The 17,628-nt window shown below is 28.3% G+C and carries 16 protein-coding genes, 2 pseudogenes and 1 other annotated feature; of the genes and pseudogenes, 1 reads left to right on the forward strand and 17 read right to left on the reverse strand.

Annotated elements, in window-relative coordinates; all coding sequences use genetic code 11:
- A pseudogene (locus tag ABCM86_RS03475) lies at positions 1 to 765 on the forward strand (hypothetical protein); the annotation flags it as partial.
- Between the two features lie 298 nt (positions 766 to 1,063).
- On the opposite strand, the gene ilvB reads toward ABCM86_RS03475, so the two are convergent.
- From ilvB to hisG, 17 genes and pseudogenes are all read right to left on the reverse strand, one after another.
- Positions 1,064 to 2,746 carry a biosynthetic-type acetolactate synthase large subunit gene (gene ilvB, locus ABCM86_RS03480; protein ID WP_343003497.1) on the reverse strand — a complete coding sequence of 561 codons (1,683 nt, stop codon included), beginning with the start codon at positions 2,744 to 2,746 and terminating at the stop codon, positions 1,064 to 1,066.
- Between the two features lie 697 nt (positions 2,747 to 3,443).
- Positions 3,444 to 4,433: a ketol-acid reductoisomerase gene (gene ilvC, locus ABCM86_RS03485; RefSeq protein ID WP_195931910.1), complete on the reverse strand. Its 990-nt coding sequence runs from the start codon at positions 4,431 to 4,433 to the stop codon at positions 3,444 to 3,446.
- Positions 4,434 to 4,742: 309 nt separating this feature from the next.
- Complete coding sequence (locus ABCM86_RS03490) at positions 4,743 to 4,961, reverse strand: ACT domain-containing protein (RefSeq protein ID WP_295572122.1); 219 nt, start codon at positions 4,959 to 4,961, stop codon at positions 4,743 to 4,745.
- Between the two features lie 120 nt (positions 4,962 to 5,081).
- Positions 5,082 to 5,337 (reverse strand) — a binding site (T-box leader).
- Between the two features lie 191 nt (positions 5,338 to 5,528).
- A complete protein-coding gene (locus tag ABCM86_RS03495) occupies positions 5,529 to 6,275 on the reverse strand; it encodes a SprT family zinc-dependent metalloprotease (protein ID WP_343003498.1) in 747 nt (248 codons plus the stop codon).
- A 188-nt stretch (positions 6,276 to 6,463) separates the two neighbouring features.
- Positions 6,464 to 7,804: a sodium-dependent transporter gene (locus tag ABCM86_RS03500; protein WP_343003499.1), complete on the reverse strand. Its 1,341-nt coding sequence runs from the start codon at positions 7,802 to 7,804 to the stop codon at positions 6,464 to 6,466.
- 174 nt (positions 7,805 to 7,978) lie between these two features.
- Positions 7,979 to 8,551, reverse strand: coding sequence for a hypothetical protein (locus tag ABCM86_RS03505; RefSeq protein WP_343003500.1), 573 nt, complete (start codon positions 8,549 to 8,551; stop codon positions 7,979 to 7,981).
- A gap of 153 nt (positions 8,552 to 8,704) precedes the next feature.
- Positions 8,705 to 9,322: pseudogene (locus ABCM86_RS03510) on the reverse strand (SDR family oxidoreductase); the annotation flags it as partial.
- A gap of 23 nt (positions 9,323 to 9,345) precedes the next feature.
- Positions 9,346 to 9,915 (reverse strand): HDIG domain-containing metalloprotein, encoded by a 570-nt coding sequence (locus ABCM86_RS03515; RefSeq protein ID WP_343003501.1) that lies wholly within the window; start codon positions 9,913 to 9,915, stop codon positions 9,346 to 9,348.
- Between the two features lie 437 nt (positions 9,916 to 10,352).
- Positions 10,353 to 11,306, reverse strand: coding sequence for a peptidylprolyl isomerase (locus tag ABCM86_RS03520; RefSeq protein ID WP_331469818.1), 954 nt, complete (start codon positions 11,304 to 11,306; stop codon positions 10,353 to 10,355).
- 15 nt (positions 11,307 to 11,321) lie between these two features.
- Positions 11,322 to 12,116, reverse strand: coding sequence for a polysaccharide deacetylase family protein (locus tag ABCM86_RS03525; protein ID WP_343003502.1), 795 nt, complete (start codon positions 12,114 to 12,116; stop codon positions 11,322 to 11,324).
- 197 nt (positions 12,117 to 12,313) lie between these two features.
- A complete protein-coding gene (hisIE, locus tag ABCM86_RS03530; protein WP_343003503.1) occupies positions 12,314 to 12,979 on the reverse strand; it encodes a bifunctional phosphoribosyl-AMP cyclohydrolase/phosphoribosyl-ATP diphosphatase HisIE in 666 nt (221 codons plus the stop codon).
- Positions 12,980 to 13,146: 167 nt separating this feature from the next.
- The gene (gene hisF, locus ABCM86_RS03535; protein WP_295778883.1) at positions 13,147 to 13,905 is read right to left on the reverse strand and encodes an imidazole glycerol phosphate synthase subunit HisF; all 759 of its coding nucleotides are present in this window, start codon (positions 13,903 to 13,905) and stop codon (positions 13,147 to 13,149) included.
- Positions 13,899 to 14,612, reverse strand: a complete 714-nt coding sequence (gene hisA / locus ABCM86_RS03540) for a 1-(5-phosphoribosyl)-5-[(5-phosphoribosylamino)methylideneamino]imidazole-4-carboxamide isomerase (protein WP_295778880.1) — start codon at positions 14,610 to 14,612, stop codon at positions 13,899 to 13,901. The genes hisF and hisA overlap by 7 nt, the downstream gene beginning before the upstream one ends.
- Positions 14,609 to 15,217, reverse strand: coding sequence for an imidazole glycerol phosphate synthase subunit HisH (gene hisH / locus ABCM86_RS03545; protein ID WP_343003504.1), 609 nt, complete (start codon positions 15,215 to 15,217; stop codon positions 14,609 to 14,611). Before hisH ends, hisA begins: the two co-directional genes overlap by 4 nt.
- Positions 15,217 to 15,795 carry an imidazoleglycerol-phosphate dehydratase HisB gene (hisB, locus tag ABCM86_RS03550; protein WP_295778877.1) on the reverse strand — a complete coding sequence of 193 codons (579 nt, stop codon included), beginning with the start codon at positions 15,793 to 15,795 and terminating at the stop codon, positions 15,217 to 15,219. Before hisB ends, hisH begins: the two co-directional genes overlap by 1 nt.
- Positions 15,796 to 15,908: 113 nt before the next feature.
- A complete protein-coding gene (gene hisC, locus ABCM86_RS03555) occupies positions 15,909 to 16,940 on the reverse strand; it encodes a histidinol-phosphate transaminase (protein ID WP_295778874.1) in 1,032 nt (343 codons plus the stop codon).
- A gap of 33 nt (positions 16,941 to 16,973) precedes the next feature.
- Positions 16,974 to 17,624, reverse strand: a complete 651-nt coding sequence (hisG, locus tag ABCM86_RS03560) for an ATP phosphoribosyltransferase (protein ID WP_295734341.1) — start codon at positions 17,622 to 17,624, stop codon at positions 16,974 to 16,976.
- Positions 17,625 to 17,628 lie beyond the last annotated feature (4 nt).

Consider the following 17,628-nt stretch of genomic DNA (forward strand, 5'->3'; position numbering starts at 1 on the left):
ATAAAGTATTGTGCACAACAAGTTTCAGTCAGTATTCCAACATCATTTTTTATGCGTCATAGAATCTTAGATGTTTTAAATTTATCATTGAGAAATCAAAGTTTTGAAGGTCTTGTATATGTCGATGAATACCATCTAAATGAATCTTTTAAAGGAAAAAGTAATAACAAATCTATAGAAGAAGACCGTTATTTTAAAAATTTTGAATATGAAAATTTACCTAGAAGTATAACTTTCACTTTTATGAATTCAAATATTTTTCTAAAAAATCCAGCTAAATATCTAAAACCTATACAAGTCAAAATTAATACAACAATGGACAGAAATGGTCATATTCTAACAAGAATAATAGAAAATCCATATTTTAGGTCATATAATAAGAAAATTTGTCAAGATGAACTATATTTCTTTGAAGGCAAACTGAAGAAAAATGTAACATTATGTTCTTTTTTAAATTATCCATATAGAATGATTTCGAATAAATTTAAAGTTAATTTTAAAAAAGCTAAAAGTCGAATGAGCGCTCCAATTTATACAGTACATCATGTGCTTATGTATCATACAAAACTATCTAATTGGTTGGCTAACTTCCATGGTGTTGCTACTAAATATCTAAATAATTATTTAGCATGGTACTCTTTTTTATCTAAAGTTCAGAAATTAACTAAAATTAGTAAAATAAACGACTTATTTATGGAATTTGCGACAAAAAATTTATCTATAACTAAAAAAGAAATTCAAACTAGAAAAGTAGAATTTATTTAGACTTAAAAAATATATATGTTTAATATGAAGATTATTATTTATTTATAAATTTAATTTATATTTTTAATAATTTTAATTACTTAATTATTATATTTTCTCTATTCTGTATTTTATCTCCCATACACTTTATATATTATTTATCACAAAGTTGTTTAATATAATCATAATGTATTGAAGTAATAAGTAATAAGTAATAAGTAATATTTTATTTTATACCATCAATTTTTAACAAATAAAAAGGAGCAAGTACAAAAATATATTTTTATACTGCCCCATTTTACATTGATTTTTATTTAGATTAATTACATATTAAATTAAGCAAATTATCGTTTGGTGGAACGATTGGGAATACATTGATGTCGTGATCTATCTGACATTCTATAAGGACTGGTTTGTCTAGTGTTAAATCTTCTAGAATTTGATTTAATTCTTCTAAATTTTGCGCCTTATGTCCTTCTATTCCGTATGCATTTGCTAGCATTATGTAATTAGTTTTATCGTATATATCTGTTTCTGAATATCTCTTATGTGAGAATAAGTTTTGCCATTGTCTAACCATTCCTAGTGCATTGTTGTTAAATAGGAGTATTACTATAGGCAAATCTTGAGTTGCTACGGTTGCAAGTTCGTTGCAGTTCATTTTAAAACTTCCATCACCTGTAACTAGTAGGACGTTTTTTTGCGGTGTTCCTAATTTTGTTCCGATAGCTCCTCCTAGGCCAAATCCCATTGTGCCTAAGCCTCCTGAAGTTATGTAACTTCTTCCTTTTTCAAAACTCCAATATTGTGCGGTCCACATTTGATGTTGTCCGACATCTGTTACTACTGTTGTATTTTCGCTTCCTAATTTTTTATTAAATGCTTCTAATATATTTTTAGGATGGAAGGCATTTTTATCTATTATGTGTTCTGTATCTTTAAAAGTATCTATTTCAGATAACCACTCTGAATTATTTTTAGGTTCTACTATTTCTAAAATACCGTTAAGAACATCTGTTAAGTCACCTATTAATTCAATTTCTGCAGGTATATTTTTGCTCATTTCTGATGAATCAATATCTATTTGTATTATTTTTGCATTTTTTGCAAATTCATCTTTATTACCAATTACTCTATCACTAAAACGTGCTCCTATAGATATTACTAAGTCTGAGTTTGATATAGCTAGGTTTGCTTCTTTGCTTCCATGCATTCCTACAAGCCCTAATGAAAGTGTATCCTGTCTGTCTATTCCTCCAAGTCCCATAAGTGTATTTAATACTGGTGTATTGATTTTTTGTGCAAAGTTTTTTAATAAATCATATTGATCTACTGATTTTATTCCACCACCTGCATATATTACAGGCTTTTTAGATTCTTTTATTAAGTTTGCTACATCTTTAAGCTTATTTTTTGTTTCATTTTCTTCTCTTATTTCAAACTCATCTTTTATTTTGGAGTTTTGACATGATGGTATATAATTTTCCATATTATAATCTATGTCTGTAACTTGTAGATTTTTAGGTATATCAACTAAAACAGGTCCTTTTCTTCCTTCATTTGCAATTGTAAACGCTTGGCTTATTATTTTTGGAAGTTCTTCTAAGTTTCTAACTAAAAAATTGTGTTTTGTTATAGAATAGGTTACTCCTGTTATATCAATTTCTTGAAATGTATCTTTTCCTAATAAACTTGTTCCAACTTGTCCTGATATTACTACAAGAGGTGATGAATCCATATATGCAGTTGCTATTCCTGTAACTGCATTAGTAGCTCCTGGTCCCGAAGTTATAACGCATACACCTGTTTTTCCAGAAGTTCTAGCGTATCCATCAGCCGCATGAACTGCGCCTTGTTCATGAGATGTTCTTATATGTTTTATTTGGTCTGTATAATCATATAGTGCATCATATATTGGTATTACACTTCCTCCAGGATAACCAAACATAGTGGTTACGCTTTCTTTTATTAGACATTCTATTATAAGATTAGCACCTTGCATCTTGATTTGTCCCCCTTAAATATTTCTTTTGTCAATTTAATTAAACTTTGTAATTTTTATATAAAGTATTTTTTCTTAGTTTTTATTGTTTTATTTTAAGTTTTTTCATATACATAAAAAATTATATTGATCCAAAAATTTTAAAAGAATATAATTTCAAGTTTTAGAAGAATATAATTTGCTATGTATTTTAGTATTAAAAAATACTCATATTAACTTTTATTTTTCCCATTATTTTTGCCATTGTTATTTAAATATATTAATTATTTATCTTTATATTTTTTTATATTTTATGCATATATTATAAATTAGTTCTTTTTGCTTCTTTATAAGTATAAATTTTTATCTTTTTACTTTTTATATAATATAATTTAGCTCTTTATACATATTTCCCAGTTATTTTATATTAATTATTTACCATATTATTAAAATTCAATTTGTAAAATTGAAATAAAAATTAAATTATTAAATAATAAATTTATAGTTATTATCTCTCTTGATTTTAGTTTGTATAAATCACATGAGATAATATTTAATTCCCAATTATTTTAAATAAGTTTATATTTTTTACATTTTATATTAGTGTTATATTTGTTTAATTTAGTTATAATTTATTGAAAATTAAACTAAGTAAAAAGTTTAATTTTCAATATAGATTTATAACTGTTGTGCTTTTTAAATTTATAATTTTATCTTCTTATTTTTTTAAGAAAGTCATCATGCTTCTTAATTGTCTACCTGTTTCAGATATTTGAGAGCTATATTGTTCTTCTCTCATAGCGTGGAATTTTTTGCATCCACTTTCATTTTCAGCTATGAAATCTCTAGCAAATTTACCACTTTGTATATCAGCTAGTATTTCTTTCATTGCAGCTTTTGAAGCTTCTCCTATAACTCTTTTACCTGATACGTATCCACCGTATTCAGCAGTTTCACTTACTGAATAGTTCATTCTTTCAAGTCCACCTTCATACATTAAGTCAACTATTAATTTCATTTCATGTAGACATTCAAAGTATGCTATTTCTGGTTGGTATCCAGCATCTACTAGAGTTTGGAAACCTGCTTTTATTAATTCTTCGCATCCACCACAAAGAACTGCTTGTTCACCGAATAAATCTGTTTCTGTTTCTTCTTTAAATGTTGTTTCAAGTACACCAGCTCTAGTTCCACCTATACCTTTTGCATAAGCTAAAACTGTTTCTTCAGCTTTACCAGTGTAGTTTTGGTAAACTGCGAATAAATCTGGTACACCGCTTCCTTCTTTGTATACACTTCTTACTAAGTGACCTGGTCCTTTAGGTGCAACCATTATTACGTCTACATATTCTGGTGGTGTTATATATCCAAAATGTATATTAAATCCATGAGCAAATGCTAATGTTTGTCCTTCTCTTAAGTTATCTTTTATGCTTTCAGCGTATACTACCCTTTGAACTTCATCTGGTAATAAACACATTACTATATCTCCTGCTTTAGTAGCATCTGCTACACTTAATACTTCAAAACCATCTTCTTTAGCCCTAACTCCTGATTTTGATCCTTCGTGTAACCCAACTACTACATCTACTCCACTGTCTCTTAAATTTTGTGCATGAGCATGGCCTTGACTACCATATCCTAGTATTGCAACTTTTTTCCCTTTTAAAGCATCCATGCTTACATCTTTGTCATAAAACATTCTCATTAGTGAAAATCCCCCTTGTTATTTATATATATTAATTATTTTTAGTGATAAAACTATAAAAATAGATTATCTTCTTAAGTATAAAACTATAATTCAATTTCCAGATAATATTTTTAAGTTTTAAACTGTAAGTTAGTTTTTATTTTATATTTTAAAGCTTTTATTTATTTTTATTTGTTTTTTACAAGTATTTTTTACTCTTTGCTTTTTTTATAAGTATTATATATTACATTTCCATTTTTTTCAATATTTTTCTTTGTTAATATTTTATTTTTCTTATCTTTTCAAATATTTTGATTATTCTCTTTATTATTGAACATGTAAATCAGTTACATCATATAATTTTCTCATATGGTTTACTACTTCTTCTAAAGATGTTTCATCTTCATTTATTGTAAGATACATTCCTGATTGTTCTCTATTCATACTTATTTCTTCTATAGATAGTTCTTTTCTTCTTAATGTCATGGCTACTCTTAAAAATGAATCCATACCTTGATTTAATTTTGCATATACGTTTCTTCTCATTATTTTTACCCCCTATAAATTAATTCATTGAAATTTAAGTATTTTTTTCAAATCTGTGTGCTTTATAGGAATTTTTGCAATAAAAAAAACTTTCTCCTATATAAGCAACACTTTATTACTCATAAGGACGAAAGTTATATTCCGCGGTACCACCTTATTTATAGCCATACAATAAATGACTATCCCTCATTTTTCTAGTCAGAGCAAATCTTAACTATAGCTATGTAACGTTAGCAGACGTCCATATTTAATAAGTTACCTGTTCAATACGGAAGCTAGGAGTGATCATTATATGCTCAAATTAACACCGGCTCTCAGCAACACCGACTCTCTGTAATTAATCAACGAACATTTTTGTCTCCGTCAAAGCTTTTATTTGTTTCTCATTTATTATATTTATATTATATTTGTATTGGTATATTAAGTCAATCATTTTTTCTAAGTTTTTAGAAAATTTATTATATTCGCAAAAAACTTAATTTTAATTAACTTAAAATTCACAATTTATAAGTATATTTTTAATTTTTAAATTATAAGTATATTTTCAAAAAACAAGAATAACAACTACTATAATACAAATTTATAATTATTTTCCTTAAGCCATAATACTATTTCTTTGTAATTAGGTATAATATTTTGAACTAATTTATAAAAATCCTTTGAGTGATTCATATAAATTATATGACAAAACTCATGCACAATTATATAATCAACCGCATCTAGTGGCAGCATTGATATTTTAGAATTTATATATATGTTCTTAGATGTATTACAACTGCCCCAAATTTTCTTTTGTTCTTTAACTTTTACTAAGTTGGGCTCAATTTTTCTAAAATCATCACTTTTGCTTCTTAAATAATCAATTCTATCCATTATTATCTCTTCACTTCTCAGTTTATACCAATTTTTTAGACTTTCTTTTATATAATCTTTTTCCCAATTATTTGTTCTAATTTCTATATTGTCGCCTTTTAACTCTATATAGTTATAGTTTTTATTATTTTTATTTTGTAAATTCATATCTTTTAAAATTTTAAGTTTATATTGTTTGCCCATATAATAATATATTTCATCATCTTCATAATCTCTTTTTATAAGAGTGTCGTCAAAATGTTTAAATTTATTTAATTTAGATAGTATCCACTTTGAATTATCTTGTAGTACTTTTTTTAATAAATCTGAAGAAACTCTATGTGGCGCTATTATTTGTATGTTTTCTTTTGGACTTACTTTTAAAGATATGTTTTTTCTTTTTCTATATATAATATCAACAGCCAACTCTCGCCCCTCATAATTAAAGCTTATTTTTTTCATCTTTTCACCTCATTTTTTACATACATATATATCAATTACACTTATCTATAATTTATAATACTTATTCATAATTTATAAATTATTATAATATTCTAATTTATAAATATAATTTTCTCTGTATTATAAAAATCCCTTCTAGATACTAGAGGGGATTTTTATATGATTTTATTTAATTATTTCTATTATATTTAGCCTATTCCTCCTAAAAGAATACCAGCTATAAGTACAAATACTGTTAAAAATACAAATACATATTTAGCACTTATTCCAAATAATTTTCCTAATTTTTTCTCTGAGCCACATTCTATTTCTGATTTTGCTTTTTTAATTCCTATAATCCAGAAGAACATAACACCTGATATAAATGCACCTAGTGGAATTATATAAATTGATACGAAGTCCATTAACATTCCTAATGCATCTCCATCTTCAGCAAATAATCCTAATAAGAATGTTGCTATCACTACTATTGCAACTGAAACTTTTCTATTTAATTTAAATGTACTTTGTACTGCTTCTATTGGTACTTCTAATAAATTCATTAAAGAAGTTATTGAGGCGAATAAAACAGATACAAAGAATATTATTCCGAAAAGTCTACCAAACGGCATTAATTTAAATACTGATGGTATTGTTATAAATAACAGTGGTGGTCCTGATGCTGGGTCTAAATTAAATGCAAAAACAGCTGGTATTATAACTAACCCTGCTAAAAATGCACCTAAAGTATCAAATATTACTGTATTTTTTGCACTAGATATAATATCTACATCTCTTTTTAGATAACTTCCATAAACTATCATCCCAGATCCCGCTAGAGAAAGTGAGAAAAATGCCTGCCCTAATGCATAAATCCATGTTTTAGGTTCTGCTAAAGAAGCCCAATCTGGCACAACTAAATATTTAAGTCCATCAATCGCTCCATCTAACATAAATACTCTTACCATAACTATTATAAATAATATATAAAATGCCGGCATCATTATCTTATTCATTATCTCGATACCTTTTGCTACACCTGAAACAAGTATTATAGATACTATAACAAGGGCAATTATATGCCATATTATACTTCCAAAAGGTCCTGCTATTTCTCCAAAATAAAGGGCGCTATCTGAAGATGCCATTGCACTTCCAGTTATAAATCCAACTAAGAATCTTAAAAACCATCCTACAACAACTGCATATCCAACAGCTATTCCAAATGCTCCTAAAACTGGTATTGCACCTAGAATCCCACCCCATTTTTTATTTTTTGTTTCTAATGCTTTTTTAAACGATCCTATTGGACCTGTTTGTGTCATTCTACCAAAAGCGAACTCCCCCATAAGACCTGTATATCCTAACAGGATGATAAATATTAGATAAGGAATTAAAAACGCAGCTCCACCAAATTGACCTACTCTATAAGGGAATAGCCATATATTTCCCATCCCTACTGCAGAACCTATACAAGCAAGTATAAATCCCGTCTTCGATGTAAAACTGTCGCGCGTTTCATTATTCGTTTGTTTTTCATTGTTTGACATTAACTATCCTCCCTTTGATAAATATTTATTTATATTCTTTACTCAGTAAAATATATAATAAACATATTCTATCATAATAATAAGTATAGCTCTATATAAAATAATTTAAAAACGCCCCACTAAATTATAAGAGGGACGTTTTTATTATTTTATTAAAATATAGGAGATGGCAATTTAATTTACATCTTGCTTTTTTATTTTAAAGTAATAGTATGTTGTCGCGATAATACTTCCAACTAGACAGTCAAGTATATCAAACATAGTATCTGTAAGACCTCCTGCTTGACAGTCAAATTCTAAATACTTATCAAGCCCAAATTCAATAAGCTCCCATATACTTGCAACACCCATACTAAACATAAACATATATATAACAAAGAATAATCTCTTTCTACGTGTATTTGTTTCATTTTGACTAAAATAAAATATTATTTTTGCTGCCATACATCCAATAAAACCAGATGTTATATGCAAAACATCGTCAAAATGATTAAATCGATAGAAATCAAAACAAGTACCGCCGATTATTGCTATTGGTATAAAAATAATTAAGGTCGTTACAAGTAAATTTCCAAATAGATGATTATACTTTTTATTTAGTATAACTAAAATTATAATTCCGATTAAGCTTAAAATTGATAAAATAATTGATCGAAAATCTCTTACTGTAACAAAATATCCTATGCATAAAGCATAGATTAAATATATTATCACGTGAATTATATTAAATATATTTTGCTTTTTCATAGTAAAATATCTCCTTAGCATGCTTATTATATATAGTATTTGGTTAATATTAAATATTATTCAAATTATTTTATTTTCTATATTTTAACTAAAAAACATCTCTAAGTATTTATGATATAGAGATGTTTTTTAATTTATTTAATAATTTATATTCTATTTTTCTGATTTTAATGCCCCATAGAAATAAGATGCTATAGCGCCTCCATCTATTAAAAAGTCACTTCCTGTTATAAATGCACCCTTAGGACTCATCAATAATTCGGCTACATTTGCCACTTCGTCTGCAGTTGCCGGTCTTCTCGCTGGGCATTTTGCAAACATATTTTTATAAAAATCGCCTCTTGGACCGTTGAATTCGTCTATTGCTAAAGGTGTAACAACTATTCCAGATGAGATAGAGTTTATTCTTGCTCCTTTTTCTCCCCATTTTACAGCACAACCCATTACACGTTTTACATTGCAACGTTTTGCAAGTTGATATGCATGTAGAGTATCTTTTCTATTTTTAATTTGTAAAACTTCTAAATCTAAAAGTTCTTCTGTTGGTGTTGTCGCTAGTTGATTGTCAATTTCTGCTCCTAAATCTTTCATTCTATATCCTGATTGGCTAGATATCGTTACTCCAACTCCACCTTCTTTTATCACTTTACCTACTTCTTCTAATAATACTGCTGTTCCATAAAGGTCTACTTTTAAAATAGTCTCTATAGATGCTTGGCTTGGAGAAACTCCCGCTCCATTTATAAGCATTGCAATTTCACCATATTTTTTATCATCTCTAAAATAGACTATATTTAAAGATCCCCTTTAAGACCTATTTCTTCTGCAACTTCTCGCATACCTAAAATAGTCTCTTCTATAACTTCATTTAATTCTTTTCCTAACATCTTACATCCATTTTCGATTACTTCTCTGTTTACCCCTGCTGCAAATCCTTTTGATTTATATTTCTTTTTAACAGATTTAAGTGTTATATCTAATACACTTTTTGATGGTCTCATTATAGCAGCCGCTGTTATAAGACCTGTCAATTCATCTACTGTATATAAAACTTTTTCCATATCTGTTTCTGGTTTTACATCGTTTACAAGACCATATCCATGGCTTATTATTGCATGAATTACTTCTTCGTCTATGCCTTTATCTTGTAGTATTTCTATAGTTTTTTTGCAGTGTTCTTCTGGATATAATTCATAATCGACATCGTGAAGTAGTCCTACTACTCCCCATTCATCAGGATTGCCACCATATAAGTTGGCGAAATGTCTCATTACCCCTTCTACAGTCAATCCATGTTTTATTAGATGTTCATCTTTGTTGTATTCAGTGAAAATTTCCCATGCTTCTTCCCTTGTTGGATACATTTTATTACCTCCCAGTTATATTATTTATTAAATCATATAATTCTTATTATAATAATAGGAAAACAAAGCCACGCTTTGTAAACATTTTCCTATTTAGATTTATTAAATAAATTATATTACTTATTTACATTTTTATCAATAAATACTGCTTTTTACTATAAAATCAATATTTATATATTGTATCCATAAAATTATATATAATACATACTAAAATTCACTTCGTTTATATCGCCAACGACTTCGTTCGTTGCTTAAAGTTGGGCGTGGGCGACTTCATCCTTTGCTCAAAGTTTAGCGTCAATGATTTCATACGTTACTCAGAATTCAGCGCGGGAGGCTTCATCCATTGAATTAAATTCACGTTATTTATAATAATGTCAACAAAAAAAAGACATACTCCCTATGTAATTTGGCAGTATGTCTTTTTTATATTTATCTTAATTTCTTTCTATAGTAGTATCGTCTTTTAATTTTTCTATATGTTGTAGATATTTTTCTGCAAGTATTCTATTTACAATATCTTCTCTACAATCTTCTAATGATTTTTGTTTTGTCTTTTTATCTGTCACCTTTACTATTTCATATCCATAAGGTGTTTCAAATACATCTGATACTTGACCTTTATCCAGACTAAATACTTTTTTTGTAAATTCAGGATTTTTATCTTCCTTTGTAAAATAACCTAGATATCCGCCATTTTTACCAGTACTTTTATCATCCGAATTCTCTTTTGCTAGTTTTTCAAAATCCTCCCCAGATTTTATTTTCTCTGCTATTTTATTAGCTTTTGATTTTAATTTATCTTTTTCAGAATCGCTTACTTGTTTATTTTCATCATCTAAAGTCGAAACTAATATATGATAAGCTTCTATTGATTCTTCTTTAAAGTCTGATTTATTTTTGTTGTAATAAGTTTCTATTTCTTTATCTGTAACTTTTAAATCTTCTTCATACTTCTCTTTATATTTATTTATTACTAAATCTTTTTTTATAGTTTCTTTCAAATATGCTTCGTCTATATTAGCTTTTTCTAGTGATTTTTTATAATCACCATTTGCATCTAACATAGTTTTAATTTGATTGTATTTTTGCTCTACATCATTTTCATCTACTTTTATGCCTTCGCTTTGAGCCTTTTGGTATACAACTTCGTTATCTATCATATAGTCTATTACTTTACTTGTTATTTCTTTATTATCTTTTGAGCTTTTAAAATCAGAAAGATAATTTGCATCTGTGTAGTTTGAAGTGGCTGTCAATATCGACTCAACCCTCTCTACATCTTGATTTGAAAATTCAATATCACCTACTTTAAATGTATTTTTACTGGAACATCCTATCATAGATAGGCATAATAAACTTACTAATCCTAAATATAGCGTTTTTTTCAATTTATCCACCTACCTCTAACCTTGACTTCCTAATTTTTTATTCCAATAATTTTGCTCTTCTTGTGTTTGAGTTATTGGAACTATTTCATATCCTTGTGATTTTAAATACTTGATTATCTGATCTAATACAGCAACAGTTTGTTTTCTTTCATGAATAAGGATTACTATCTCATTTCCCTTTGCATTTTGTTTTATACTTTGAACAATTTGTGGTGATGTAGACTTCCAATCTTCAGTGTCTAAAGTCCAGTCCCATATTTTGTATCCAGCATTTACTATGTTGTCATATGATGCTTGTGAAGTATATGGCTTACTTCCAAATGGCAGCCTTATAAGATTTGATGTCTCTCCTGTTATTTTTTCAAAAGTCTTTTGACAAGTATCAAATTCTTTTTTGGCAGACATAGGAGTTTTATACAACTTGTGTATATCGTGACTTACACTGTGAAATCCTATACTATTTCCAGCTTCTAATGCATTTTTAACTTGATTTGGATAAGATTTCATATTCCCATCTATCATGAAAAATGTAGCTTTTACATTATTATCTTTTAGTATTTTTACCATTTCATCAGTATATTGAGATGGTCCATCATCTATAGTTAGGTAAACTATCTTCCCATAGGTTTTTGTTGGGCCCTTGTTTATTTCTTGTGATGAATTGTAAATCATATCTGATAATGTTGTAGATGCTAGTGTTGCATTTATATTATTTTCATCTTCACTTGTTTTTTTATTACTACACCCTGTCAGCGAAAATAAAGACAATGCAACTAAAATGATTACTGTCAGCTTATTTTTTAATCTCAAGATAATCCCCCCTTATAATTTTTTTATAATATTTATTGTTCTCATTTTCCTATATTTAATTTCTATAATCAATGCTGAATTTTTAGTAATCTTGTCATAAAAAGGCACATTTTTAAATACTTAAAATAAAAGTAGACAATAATAAAACTATAGCTTCTTATTATCACCTACTTTTATTTTATATAAAAAATCTAATTTTATTTTTCTCTACTTATTAATTCTTTTTTTATATCTTCAATTTTTACACCTGAATTGACCATAAGAACTAATGTATGGTAAACTAAATCACTTATTTCATAAGTCATTTCTTCTTGGCTTTTATTTTTTGCAGCGATTATTACTTCTGCACTTTCTTCGCCTACTTTTTTAAGTATCTTATCTAATCCCTTATCAAATAAGTAATTTGTATAAGAACCCTCTACTGGATTTGATTTTCTATCTTCTAATAATGCATATAATTTTTCTAATACGTCTTTTGTATCTATTTTTTCTTTTTCCATAATTGGGTTAAAAAAGCATGAGTAATTACCAGTATGGCATGCAACCCCACTTTGTTTTACTAAAACTAATATTGAATCTGCATCACAGTCATAATATAGTCCTTTAACTTCTTGTATATTGCCTGAAGTTAAACCTTTAGTCCAAAGTTGTTGTCTACTTCTGCTATAGTAACATGCTCTTTTTTCACTTAAAGTTTTTCTTATTGATTCTTCATTCATATACGCAATCATCAACACTTCTTTAGTATCTATATCTTGTGCAATTGCTGGAATTAGTCCTTTCTCGTCAAACTTTAAGTTTTTTATGGCGTCTAAATCAATTTTTCCCTCTAATGTCTTTTCTGTAATTAAATTATCTCTCATATTTATCTCCCCATATTTTTTAATTTTATACGTATGAAAATTTATATTTTATAATTTATTTTTAACATATTCTTTTTATCGTAATTTTCACCATATCTATATTTTAACTCAATATTCTTCACTTTTCCATTTTATTCTATATATTTATCTGTTAAATTTCATATTTTTTATATTCTAACTTCTATACCTTGTTTTTTCATATATTGCTTTAAATCATTTATCTTTATTTCGCCAAAATGAAAAACTGATGCCGCAAGTATTCCATCTGCATCTGCTTGTTTTGCAGCTTTTACAAAGTCATCCATATTTCCAGCCCCTCCTGATGCTATTACTGGAACATTTACAGCAGAAGTTATCTTGGACAATAATTCTATATCATATCCATTTTTCATTCCATCTTCATCTATACTGTTTACTACGATTTCGCCAGCCCCAAGTTCAACTCCCTTTTTCGCCCACTCAATGGCATCTAAGTCTGTTTTTTCGCGACCGCCTTTTACGTACACACTCCAAGAGCCTTTATCGTTTTTCTTTGCATCCATAGATAGTACTACACATTGTGCTCCAAACTTTTCTGATGCCTCTCTTATAAGATTTGGATTTTTTACTGCAGATGAATTTATAGATACTTTATCAGCCCCTTTTAAAAGTATGTTTGTAAAATCATCAATAGTACTAACTCCACCGCCTACACAAAATGGTATATTTATCTTTTCTGCAACTCTTGTGACAAATTCGAGCGAAGTTTTTCTCTCTTCATTAGATGCAGTTATATCGTAAAATACTAATTCGTCAGCACCACAATCACTATAAAATTTGCCCAAAGTCGCTGGTTCATCTACATCAACTATATCTTTAAATTTCTTTCCTTTTACTACTCTTCCATTTCTCACATCTAAGCACGGTATTATTCTCTTTGTTAACATAAGTCAATTACCTCCTTAAGATCTAATTTTTTATCATAAAGTGCCTTTCCAATTATTGCACCATACATATTCATATCTCTAAGTTTTTTAATATCATCTATAGATGTAACCCCTCCTGATGCTATTATGTCTAGTGAAGTTTTTTGTGATAATTCTTTGTATATATCGAAGTTTGGTCCTTTAAGCATTCCATCTTTTGATATATCTGTGTATACGATTGTCTTAACACCGATTTGTTCTAATTCTTTGCATAAATCAACGGAATCTATGTCGCTTAATTTTTCCCAACCATGAGTCGCAACTTTTTTATTTATCGCATCTATTGAAACTACTATTTTTTCTTGACCGTATTTATTGATTAATTCTTTTAGCAAGTTTTTATTTTCAATCGCCATAGTCCCTACAATTACTCTATTTATTCCTAAATCTAAAAGCTCTTTTACTCTTTTCTCATCTCTAATTCCACCTCCAACTTGGATTGGTATATCTACTGATGTTGCTATTTTTTCTAGTGTCTCGTCATTTATTCCTACTTCATCTCTTGAACCATTTAAATTTACAACATGTATAAATTTAGCTCCACACTCTACCCATTTTTTAGCCATAAGATATGGGTCCTCACTGTATATATTTACTTTGTCAAAATCGCCTTGTGTAAGTCTTACACATTTATTATCTTTTATATCTATTGCTGGGAAAATTATCATTTTAAAATCAACTCCTTATACGCTTTTAATATATCTGCTCCTACTTGACCGCTTTTTTCTGGATGAAATTGTAATCCATATACGTTATCTTTTCTAACTATTCCTGGTATCTTCTTTTTATATTCTGAATAAGCAATTAATTCTTTGTTATTAGAATTTGCGTAATATGAGTGGACATAGTATACATAGTCGCCTTCTTTTATATATTTTAAAATTAAGTCGTCCTTTTTCTCGAATTTTAAATCGTTCCAACCCATATGTGGCACTTTTAAATTTATATCTAAAAAATCTACAGAGCCCTCTATAAGACCGAGTCCTTTGTGAGTTCCATATTCTGTTCCTTGTTCGTACATTATCTGCATCCCGAGGCAAATACCTATCATGTACTTCCCTGTTTTTGCAAAATCTTTAATTGTATCTACTAACTCAAGCTCATTTAATTTATTCATTGCATCGCCAAAAGCTCCAACCCCTGGCAAAATCAGCGAATCTGCATTTTTAATTTCTTCTAAATCTCTAGATAATTTTGTATCTATCCCTGCTCTATTAAACCCTCTAATTACAGAACCCAAATTTCCCAAGCCATAATCAACTATAATATTCATTATAAAACCCCCTTTGATGAAGACACCTCATCTGAAACTATTTTTATTGATTCTTTTAATGCTCTTGCAAAAGATTTAAATATCGCTTCTATTTTGTGATGGTCATTTTCCCCATATAATAAGTTTATGTGTAGCGTAACTCTTGACTCATTTACAAATGCTCTAAAAAATTCTTTGACCATTTGTGTCGTCATATTTCCAACTCTTTTATCTTTAAATTCTGCATTAAATACTAAGTAAGGTCTATTGCTTATATCAATTGAGGTCTGTGCTAGTGATTCGTCCATAGGAATAAAAACTGTAGAATATCTTTTTATTCCTCGTCTATTTCCTAGGGCATTTTTTACACACTGCCCAAGTGCTATTCCTATATCTTCAATTGTGTGATGATCATCTACATAAGTATCGCCTTCGCATTTTATATTTATATCGAATTTGCCGTGAAACGCCATTAAGGTAAGCATATGGTCGAAAAAACCAATCCCTGTATCTATTTCTGATTTACCACTTCCATCTAAATTTATCTCAACTGAAATCTTTGTCTCCAATGTATCTCTATTTATTTTGTAAGTTCTCATCTTATCCCCCGCGATTAACTTAATTTATAATTTTATCTCAATCTATTATATATATCATTCAATATCTATATTTCATTTAATATATATTTCATCTACTTATATATCTCAAAATCCTATATAACTTCTTTTAATGCTTCTAAGAATTTTTGATTTTGCTCTTTTGTACCAATTGACACTCTATAAAATCCCTCTAATTTAGAACTAAACTTTCTAATTAAGACGTCTTTTTGAATTAATTTCTTTTGTAAATCTTCTATATCGCTTTTGAAAAATATAAAGTTTGCACTTGATTTATACGCTTTAACACCTAAATCAATCAACGTCTTATACATCTTTTTTCTCTCTTCTTTTATGCTTTTCACATAATCATACATTCTATCCTTTTGTCTTAAGGCTTCTGTAGCTATATATGTCGATAGAGAATTTAAATTGTAAGGAGCTCTAACTTTTTCGATTGAATTTATTATATCTTCATTTGCAACTATATATCCCATTCTTATTCCCGCTAGCGAAAATGCCTTTGATAGAGTTTTTACAATTAACAAATTGTCGTAATTCATAACTTCATCAATTAGAGATTCATCTCCAAACTCCATATAAGCTTCGTCTAAAGCTATTAATGCATCTGTGCTTTTTACGATTTTTCTAACTTCTTCTTTTGTAAGAACTGAGCCTGTTGGATTGTTTGGATTACAAAGGATGATTAACTTTGGACTATTTTTTTGAATATCTTCAATTATACTGTCTACATTTAATTTGAAATCGTCCTCCGTCTTAGCGCCCACATATTTTGCACTAAAAACTTGTGCATAAATTGAATACATACTAAAAGTAGGATCTAGGCTCAGTATCATTTCGTCTTTATCTAAAAAAGTCTTTACACATAAATCCAATAGCTCACTTGAACCATTTCCAACAGTTATATTCTTAGGCTCATATCCGACATAATTATTGATTTCTTTTTTTAACTCGGTATACGAATCGTCTGGATAGTAATTTAATTTAAGGTCGCTATTTCCTAATTTTTTTAATAAATCAAGATATAGATCTTTATCGCCTTCATTTGCGTCTAATTTTACTGAACATACTGTTGGATTTGTAACATACGGTTCTAAGGTTCTAATACTTTCTTTTTCTCTATTCATATCACCACTCCTCACTTTAAATTCTTTATCTAATTATTTATAGTCACTTGCTTTTACTGTTGAATCGAATAAATCTATTATTTTTTGAATTTTTTCATAATTAAACTTGTAACTAACTCTATTTGCGATTATTCTGGCGCTTATATCAAATAAATCCTCATATACTTCTAGTCCATTTGCCTTTATTGTATTTCCTGTTTCGACTAAATCGACAATTACATCTGATAGACCTACAATAGGGCCTAATTCTACTGAGCCATTTAATTTAATTATCTCTATCTTTTGCCCTCTTCTTTTAAAGAAGTTTTTTGCTATTACAGGATATTTAGTCGCCACCTTTAAATTTTCACAAGTCAAATACTTATCCTTTTTGCCCTTCATACCAGCTACTGAAAACTTGCATTTTCCAAATCCCAAATCGTAAAGTTCATAAACTTCACTTTTGTTTTCATTTTCTAAGATTGTATCCTTACCTACAATTCCCAAATCTGCCACACCTTTTTCAACATAAGTCACAACATCACTAGGTTTAACATGAATATACGTTATGTAATTTTCCTCATCTGTAAATATTAATTTTCTAGAATCTCTATCTATCCATTTCTCCATATTTAAATCTTTAAGTCTTCTATAAATATCTTTTTCAATTCTCCCTTTTGCAATTGCTATTGTTAAATTGTCCATAACC

The sequence above is a fragment of the Clostridium sp. 2218st1_F5_2218SCRN_220325 genome (genome assembly GCF_039062665.1).
Lineage (GTDB): Bacteria > Bacillota > Clostridia > Peptostreptococcales > Peptostreptococcaceae > Intestinibacter.